Below are 8,042 nucleotides of genomic sequence, written 5' to 3'. Positions count from 1 at the left end.
GGGGGGTGGGGGGGGTTGGGGTCCTGGGGGCGGGGCGCGGGGGGGGGGTGTGTTCGTCCCTGGGCGGGGTTGTGGGGGGTGGGGGGGGGGGGGGGGCGGGGGGGGGGGGGGGGGCGGTCGCCCCTTTGGTGCGGGGCGACGGTTCGGGGGCGGTTTCGCCGTGCGGTGCGACGGAATCGGCGGGGGCGGGCTCAGCGCCGGCGGTCCGTCAGCCGCAGGTGGAGGTGGGCGAGCAGCCGGGCGTCGGGGTCGTCCAGGTCGATGCCGCAGACCTTCTTCACCTTCTCCAGGCGGTAGCGGAAGGTGCCGGCGGGCACGTTGAGGGCGCGTGCGGCCTTGGCGCCGTCCCGGGAGTGCTCCAGGTAGGCGCGCAGCGTGTCGAGCAGCACGAGTTCGCCGGTGCGGGTGGCGTGTGCGCGCAGCCGTTCGACCGAGCTGTCGGCCGGCGGCACGGCGTCGCGCAGGGTGTCCAGGGCGTGCAGCAAGGCGACGGTGTCGGGCAGGTCCGCCACGGAGGCGAAGGCCCGGGCGGCGGCCTTGGCGGAGCGGGTGAAGAGCAGGGCGCGCAGGGCGAGGTCGGCGGTGCGGCGGGATTCCGCGGCCAGGTCGAGTCGGTCCCGGACCTCGCCGATGCCGATGCGCACGGGGTGGGCGGGGTCCTGGGACAGTTCCCGTGCGAGGGAGTCGGCGAGGCGGGTGAGCTGTGCGGCGGCCCGTCGCGGGTCCCGGTCCAGGCCGCCGAGCAGGACCCGGGCGCCGTCGGGGGAGGCCGTGGCGAGCGCGTGGTGGCCCTGTCCCGTGCAGTGTCCGGCCGCCGTGCGGGCGAGCCGGCCGTCGGTGTCAGGGCTCTCGGGTGTGGCGGCGATGGCCAGTACGGCGCACGGCTGCGCCGGGGGCAGCCCGGTGCGGGCCGGCGCGTCGGCCGAGCCCCGGCCGTCCAGCAGGGCGCGGGCGGCTTCCAGGACCTGCTCGCGCTGTCCGGCGCGGCGCACCCGGTCGTGCAGGAGGTGGGCGGCGGCGACGCGGGCGGCGGCCTGGAGGGCGTCGGAGACGGTGGGCGGCAGGGGGCGGTCGGTCGGTGCGACCCAGATCGAGCCGAGGATCTCCTCGCCGGCGCGGACCGCGATGGCCGCGCGCTCGGGGACGTCCCCGTGCGGGCGGCGGTGGAGCGCGCCCGGGGTGGTGCGCAGCCGGTGGAAGAAGCCGTTCTTGCGCATCGCCTCGACCCGGTCGGGCGGTACCCGGTGGGTGAGGATGGTGTCCCGGCGGATGTCGTCGACGTCCTTGTTGTTCGAGGAGTAGGCGAGGACGCGGGAGTGCGGGCTCTCGATGGTCACCGCTCCGCCCACCAGGGGGGCCAGCGCCTCGGCGAGCGCGTCCAGGTCGCCGAGCGGCACGGTGGTGGCCTCCGGTTCGCCGGCCACCTCCAGTGCGGCGCGCAGGGCCGCGATCAGCTGCGCCCAGTCGACCCAGCTGTGGCGGAAGAGCAGTGCCGCCCCGGCCTCGGCCGCGGCGGCGCGCAGCGCGCCGTTCGGCGGGCCGGCGCCCTCGTCGCGGAAGACGACGCCCGCGGCGCCGTCGCGTCCGGCCGCCCGGACCAGGGCGAGGGCCTGCTCGGAGCGGGGGTCGACGCGGACGGCGACGAGCAGGTCGCCGCGGCCGGCGCCCGGTTCGGGCCGGTCGAAGACGTCGAGGCCGAGGACGGGGACGTCCTGCCCCAGCGGGGCGAGGCACAGCTCGACCACCGCCTCCGTCAGGAGCAGCAGCCCGTGCAGCGTCCGCTCGGGTGCCGTGGTGCCGGTCGACGTCGACGGCTGCTCCGGCATGGGCCGCCCCTCCCCCGCGGTGCGTGGCCGCCGGTCCGGGCCGGGCCGGCGTGCTGGGCGGACAAGCGTACTCGCCGCCGCGGGGTCGGGAAGGGCCGACATGAGGCCGGGAAGGGGCGCCGCGGGGCCGGGAAGGGCTGACGCGGGGTCGGGAAGGGCCGACGTGGTGTCAGCGGTTCGGGCCGGACCCCGCCGCGGTGATCCGGTACATGACGGCGCCGTGGCCCGGCACCTCGGCGGCGATGGCGTCCGCGGTCTCGCCTGTGGTGTGTTCCCAGAGGTCGCGCAGGACGTAGTGGTCGGCGGCGGGCAGGCCGACGGCGTACGCGGTCGTGGAGATGACGGCGCGTTCGGCGTTCTCGTTGAAGAGCGTGACGGCCACGGAGCCGTCGGCGAGGGGTTTGGCCAGGACGTCGAGGCCGTTGGCCATGGTGACCGGCCGGCCCTGTTTGCCGAGCGGGTCCTGGTCCACGGCGATGACGTCGGTGTTGCCGAGGATCGCCATGGTCCCGGGGGTGGCCCTGGTCAGGTCGGTGCCGGCGAGCAGCGGGGCGGCCATGGCGGCCCAGAGCGAGAAGTGGGCGCGGTCCTCGTCGGCCGTCATGCCGTTGCCGACCTCCAGTGCGTCGGGGTCGTTCCACGCGCCCGGCCGGGCGCGGTCCGCGAGCTGGACGTTGACGTGGAAGATCTCCAGCATCCGGCTGTAGGTGGGTCTGATGTCGTCGGTGGTCCGCCACAGCTGCCCGATCTCGGCGCCCCAGTCGGCGACGTCCTGTTCGCCCCAGTTGCAGAGGCTGTAGACGATGGGACGGCCGGTGCGGGCCAGGGCGTCGCCCATCGTCCGGTAGCGCTCGCGGGCCGGGGTCGGCTGGTTGCCGGGGCAGCTGTCGTACTTCAGGTAGTCGACGCCCCAGGAGGCGAAGGAGTCCGCGTCCTGCTGCTCGTGGCCGAGGCTGCCGGGGTAGTGCGCGCAGGTCTCCACGCCGGCGCTCTCGTAGATGCCGAGTTTGAGGCCCCTGGCGTGGACGTAGTCGGCCACGCCCGCGATGCCGTGCGGGAACTTGACCGGGTCCGGCACGAGGTGCCCGTCGGGGCTGCGCTCGTGGGTCATCCAGCAGTCGTCGATGTTGACGTACTCGTAGCCGGCCGCCTTCAGGCCGGTGGCGACGATCGTGTCGACGGTCCGCTCGACGAGCTGCTCGCCGACCTCGCAGCGGAAGGCGTTCCAGTCGTTCCAGCCCATGGGCGGGGTGAGGGCCAGGGCGGCACCGGCCGGCGCCGCGGCCGGAGCCGGCGTCGGCGTCGGGACCGGCGTCGGCGTCGGGACCGGCGCTGCGGCCGTCGGGGCGACGGCGAAGGGTGCCACGCTCAGCACGGCCGCGAGCGCCGTGGCCCAGAGTTTGCGCATCGTTCCTCCAGTGGGGCGGAGAGCAGCGAGGTGAGTGCTGCGGAAGGGAACTGATGCTTCGAAATCTGCGGACGCCGGAGGGACGTCAACCGCGGATGTCCCCATGACCACTCGAACGTGTCGGCCGCAGGTCCGGGCGGGCCTGCGGCCGACGCCCGGCGGTGGGGCGTCCCGGCTCCGGTGTGCGGCGCCGGGACACCGGCCGGGGCACCGGCCGCAGGGACACCGGCCGCCGGGACACCGCACTGTCAAGGGCACAACCGGAGCGGCGCGTTCGGCAGTAGCCTCTAACGGCTCGTCAACAATGGCCTTAGCAGCATGAATTGGAGATGACGGTGGCCGAAGGACTGCCCGCTGCGGGGGACGGTGGCGGGGACGGCGGGCCGGGGGCCCGGCTGCACGAGCGCGAGGCCGAGCTGCGGTCCGCCGGGCAGGCGATCGGGGCGCTCGCCCGGCCCGGGGACGGGAGCGGCAACTGCGGGCCCGGCGGGAGCGCTTCGGGGGAGGTGCTGCTGTACACCGGCGCGGCCGGACTGGGCAAGACCGCGGTGCTGACCGAGGTCCGGCGCGAGGCGGCGGGCGCGGGCTGCACCGTGCTGTTCGCCCGGGGCGGGGAGCAGCGGCGCCACGAACCGTTCCACGTGGTGCGCCAGCTGGTGCAGCCGGTGCTGGCGGGCCTGTCCGACGGGGAGCGGGCGCGGGTGCTGGGGCCGTGGGAGGACATCGTGGGCCCGGCGGTGGGGCTGTTGCGGCCCGGCGGGCAGCTCGACCCGCAGGGGGTGCGCGACGGGCTGGACTTCGTGCTCACCCGGCTCGTCCAGCTGCGCCCGCCGGTGGCGGTGATCGTCGACGACCTGCACTGGGCGGACCCGGAGTCGCTGGGCTGGCTGGCGGGTGTGGCGGTGCGCGCCCGTGAGCTGCCCGCGCTGCTGGTCCTGGCCTGCCGTGACGAGTTCCCCGACGGCGTCCTCGCCCTGGAGCGCGCGCTGGCCGCCGCGGCCGACCGGTGCCACCGGCTGCGGCCGCTGCGGCCCGCCTCGGTCGCGCACCTGGTGCGCGAGGCCCTGGGCGACGGGGCGGAGGACGCCTTCTGCCGTGACGTCTGGTCGGTCACCGCCGGCAACCCGTACGAGACCACCGCCCTGCTGCGCGAGGTCCTCGACCAGCAGCTCGACCCGGTCGGCGAGAACAGCGCGCAGCTGCGCGAACTCGCCGCCAACGCCCGGGGGATGACCTTGCGGCACTGGCTGGACAAGCTCGGCCCCACCACGCTGCGCTTCGCCTGGGCGGCGTCGATGCTCGGCACCGACATCCGCCCGGAGCTCGCCGCCGCGATCTGCGCCCAGAGCCCGGACACCGCCGCCGGATCGGTGCGGGAGCTGCGCCGGCACCGGGTGCTGACCGGCACGCCGGGCGGGCGGCTGGAGTTCGTCCACCCGCTGGTGGCGACCTCGCTCTACCAGTCCATGCCGCCGGCCACCCGCACCGGGATGCACGGGGTGGCCGCCGTCGAGGTGGAGAACGCGGGCCTCGGCCTGCTGGCGGCCTCCCGGCACCTGCTGGAGCTGCTGCCCGAGGGCGACGGCGCCATCGTGGCCAAGCTGCGCCGCGCGGCCCGCGAGCACCTGGCCATCGGCGCGCCGGAGGCCGCCCAGCGCTGTCTGCGCCGGGCCATCAGCGAGCCGCCCGCCGACGAGGACCGGGCCACGGTGCTCTACGAGCTCGGCTGCTCGGCCCTGCTCACCGATCCGGCGACCACCGTCAACCAGCTGGGCCTGGCGCTCGCCGAGCCGGACGGGCTGGACCCCGGGACGCGGGTGGACGCGACGTTCCGCCTCGCCCAGGCCCTGGCCCACAGCAACCGGCTCGACGAGGCCGCCGCGGTGTGCGCGGAGGAGGCCGCGCGGACCTCGCCGGGGCCGGGGCGGCTGCGTCTGGAGGTCGCGCACTTCATGTTCGCCGTGTTCCAGTCCGTGGACGAGGACGGGCCGGGGCGCTCCAAGCGGCTCGCGGAGTTCGCGCGGATGCTCGACACGGTCGGCCTGGCCTTCACCGACGCCGACGCCGACAGCGACGCCAACAGCAACGCCGGCACCGACGAGCGGCCGCTGTTCGAACAGGACGGCCTGGCCCACGCGGTGGCCGTGCTGCGCTGCTGGGACCTGACGCTGCGCGGCGCCGACCGGGAGCGGGCGCTGGCCCTGGCCGAGTCCGCGCTGCCGCACGGCCGCCTGCCCTCCAGCCTGGGCTGGACCAACACCACCTGGGGCTTCGAACTGCCCGGCATCCTCGGCATCAGCTACCTGTACGCCGACCGCGTCGACCGGGCCGAGGAGCTGTTCACCGAGGCGGTGCGCGCCTACGAGGTCGCCGGGTGGAGCGGCGGCCACCTCGGCTTCGCCCACCTGCTGACCGGCATGCTCCGCTTCCGCTGCGGCGCCCTCGCCGAGGCGGAGGACCACCTGCGCCGGGCGCTGCGCATCGCCGGGCGGATCGGCCCGGGGATCCCGCTGCACTGGGACGCGGTCGGGGCGCTGGCCGAGACGCTGGCCGCGCGCGGGCGGCTGGCCGAGGCCCTGGAGCTCGCGCACGAGCACGGCTTCGGCCCGCCGTACCCGAGTGTGATGGTCCTGCCCGACGCGCCGACGCTGTACGGCCGGCTGCTGCTGGCCCGGGGCGACGCGCCGGGGGCGGCGCAGGCGCTGGCCGCCGCCGGCGCGGCCCTGGACGCGCGCGGGTGGCGCAACACGGTGTGGGCGCCGTGGCTCGCCCACCTGGCCCGCGCGGTGGCCGGTGACGAGCCGGAGCGGGCCCGCGCGCTGGCCGGGGAGGCGGTGCGCCGGGCCAGGGAGTCGGGCACGGACTCGGCGATCGGCAGCGCGCTGCGGCTCGGCGCCTCGGTGCACGAACGGGCGGACGCCGCCGAGCTGCTGGCGCAGGCCGTGCGGCACCTGGAGCGCTCCCCCGCCCGCTACGAGCACGCGGTGGCGCTGGTCGACCTGGGCGAGGCGCTGGGCACCGGGTCGGGCGCGCGCGACGCGCTCGCGCGCGGGCTGGAGCTGGCCACCCGCTGCGACGCCGACGGCCTGGCCGACCGGGCGCGGGCCCTGCTGGGCTGATTCACAGGGGCAGTTCGACCGTCAGGGGCCGGTGGTCGGACACCTCGCTGCGGGAGGCGTGGCCGTACGGGGTGCCGGCCACGCCGCTGGTCAGGATGTGGTCGAACTGCACCAGCGGGCGGTGCGAGGGGTAGGTCCGCGCGCGGACGGCGTCGCGCCAGGCACCGTTCCGTCCAGCGGAGTCGCGCGGTGCGGCGAGCAGTTCGGCGGCGCTCAGGACGGTGCGCGGGATGGCGCCGACCAGGTTGAGGTCGCCGAGCAGGACGTGCGGGCGCGGCAGGGCGGCGATCCAGCGGCGCAGGAACAGCAGCTGGCGCACGTTCTGCCCGGGGACGGTCGACAGGTGCGCGGCCACCACCGTGAACGGCCCGCGCCGTCCCTCGACGACCGCCGCCAGCGCGGCGCGCGGCCGGTCGCGGGACCAGACGAGGCCCTGCTTGCCGGGTATGCGCAGCGGCACCGCGATCGGGGCCGGCGCGAGGCGGGCGGCCCGCCACGCGCGCACCGGCAGGCGCGACAGCAGTGCGACGCCGTGGGAGGGGCCGCCGCCGTCCGGGTCCGCGTCGTCGGGTCCGTACACGCGCAGCCCGGGGCGGGACGGGTCGAGGAGCCAGCCCCGCCCGAGGACGGCGTGGCCGTGGAGCGCGGAGGCGTAGCGCCAGTGGGCGGCCGCCACCGCGCGGGCGACCGCGCCGGCCTGGTCGACGCCGCCGGAGCGCTCCTGGAGCCGGTCGACCTCCTGCAGCGCCACGACGTCGGCGTCCAGCGCGGCGACGGCCTCGCACAGCGGCCGCTCGGGAGCGGGCATGTCCCGCATGGACGCGGGACGGCCGTCCGCCCCGACCGGCCTGCCGTGCAACACATTGAACGTCGCGAGGCGCACCCGCTGGGTCATCGTCATGCCCCGGACGCTACCCGGACGCCGCCTCAACCCTGCGGCTGCCCGGGGACGGTGAGGGGCCCGACGCCGGCCATGACCCAGGACGGGAAGTGAGTGAGGGGGATCGCGGGCGAGGCGGGGGCGTCCGGGCGCACCGATCCGGCGGGGAAGAACGCCACCCGGCAGCGCCGGCACAGCCGGCCGGCCTGCCACACCCGCATGTGGCGCTGCCACAGCGCCTGCCGCTCCGGCAGGCCCTGTTCGGCGGCCCGGGTGCGCTTGTCGCGGCTCTTGGTGTGCACGACGAGGCCGATGGCCGCCAGGATCCCGGGCAGGAGGAACACGCCGACGCGGCGGCCCAGCTGGTAGGCGGTCGAGTACCCGTCCATGTTCTCGGTGGAGTTCGCCAGGGAGACGAGGCCGAGCAGGCAGAGGGCCCCGGCGATGGAGAAGAGCACGATCGCGGCGGTGTGCATGCGGATGCGGACCGGCCCCGGCTCGGGCGGCGGGGCCAGCAGCGCCCGCACTCCCCCGTCGAGGCGGACGTCCGCCAGGGCTTGCGGCACGGGGACGCACTCGTCCGGTGCGGCACATTGGGGGCAGGCCACGGCCATGGGTCAATTCCTCCTACGAGTCGATGAGTTGTGCGCATGCTTCGCCGGCCGGGTGCTCATGGTTCCGGTTCCCCCCATGGAGCGCTTCGGGGCCGAACGGCCGCGCGCATGCGGACGCTATCAGCGCCCTTGCGCGCGCTCAACGTCGATTGACCAGGGTGACGCGGCCGGGGGGCAGCGGGCGCGGAGGACGGC

Annotated in this window: 5 protein-coding genes; 1 reads left to right on the top strand and 4 read right to left on the bottom strand. The window is 76.5% G+C overall.

Annotated elements, in window-relative coordinates; all coding sequences use genetic code 11:
• Window positions 1-191 precede the first annotated feature (191 nt).
• Window positions 192-1,826, bottom strand: a complete 1,635-nt coding sequence (locus tag ACFXDE_RS19515; RefSeq protein WP_380495860.1) for a PucR family transcriptional regulator — start codon at window positions 1,824-1,826, stop codon at window positions 192-194.
• Window positions 1,827-1,995: 169 nt separating this feature from the next.
• Entirely contained in the window at window positions 1,996-3,234 is a 1,239-nt protein-coding gene (locus tag ACFXDE_RS19510) for a glycoside hydrolase family 27 protein (protein WP_380495857.1), read from the bottom strand.
• 329 nt (window positions 3,235-3,563) lie between these two features.
• Here ACFXDE_RS19510 and ACFXDE_RS19505 point away from each other — a divergent pair, with 329 nt between their 5' ends.
• Window positions 3,564-6,353 (top strand): ATP-binding protein, encoded by a 2,790-nt coding sequence (locus ACFXDE_RS19505; protein WP_380495854.1) that lies wholly within the window; start codon window positions 3,564-3,566, stop codon window positions 6,351-6,353.
• 1 nt (window position 6,354) lies between these two features.
• On the opposite strand, the gene ACFXDE_RS19500 is transcribed toward ACFXDE_RS19505, so the two are convergent.
• Together ACFXDE_RS19500 and ACFXDE_RS19495 are read right to left on the bottom strand one after the other, a co-directional pair.
• Complete coding sequence (locus ACFXDE_RS19500) at window positions 6,355-7,254, bottom strand: endonuclease/exonuclease/phosphatase family protein (protein ID WP_380495852.1); 900 nt, start codon at window positions 7,252-7,254, stop codon at window positions 6,355-6,357.
• 26 nt (window positions 7,255-7,280) lie between these two features.
• Window positions 7,281-7,799 (bottom strand): hypothetical protein, encoded by a 519-nt coding sequence (locus ACFXDE_RS19495; RefSeq protein WP_380495849.1) that lies wholly within the window; start codon window positions 7,797-7,799, stop codon window positions 7,281-7,283.
• Window positions 7,800-8,042 lie beyond the last annotated feature (243 nt).

This window comes from Kitasatospora sp. NPDC059408 (genome assembly GCF_042751525.1).
GTDB lineage: Bacteria > Actinomycetota > Actinomycetes > Streptomycetales > Streptomycetaceae > Kitasatospora.
Note: the sequence above shows the minus strand (reverse complement) of the source record. Positions and strands in the feature narration are given on the sequence as shown.

Bases quoted from the DNA above. Each gene is read 5' to 3' on its own strand.
- ACFXDE_RS19515 (WP_380495860.1), bottom strand. From the start codon at position 1,826: ATGCCGGAGCAGCCGTCGACGTCGACCGGCACCACGGCACCCGAGCGG.
- ACFXDE_RS19510 (WP_380495857.1), bottom strand. From the start codon at position 3,234: ATGCGCAAACTCTGGGCCACGGCGCTCGCGGCCGTGCTGAGCGTGGCA.
- ACFXDE_RS19505 (WP_380495854.1), top strand. From the start codon at position 3,564: ATGACGGTGGCCGAAGGACTGCCCGCTGCGGGGGACGGTGGCGGGGAC.
- ACFXDE_RS19500 (WP_380495852.1), bottom strand. From the start codon at position 7,254: ATGACGATGACCCAGCGGGTGCGCCTCGCGACGTTCAATGTGTTGCAC.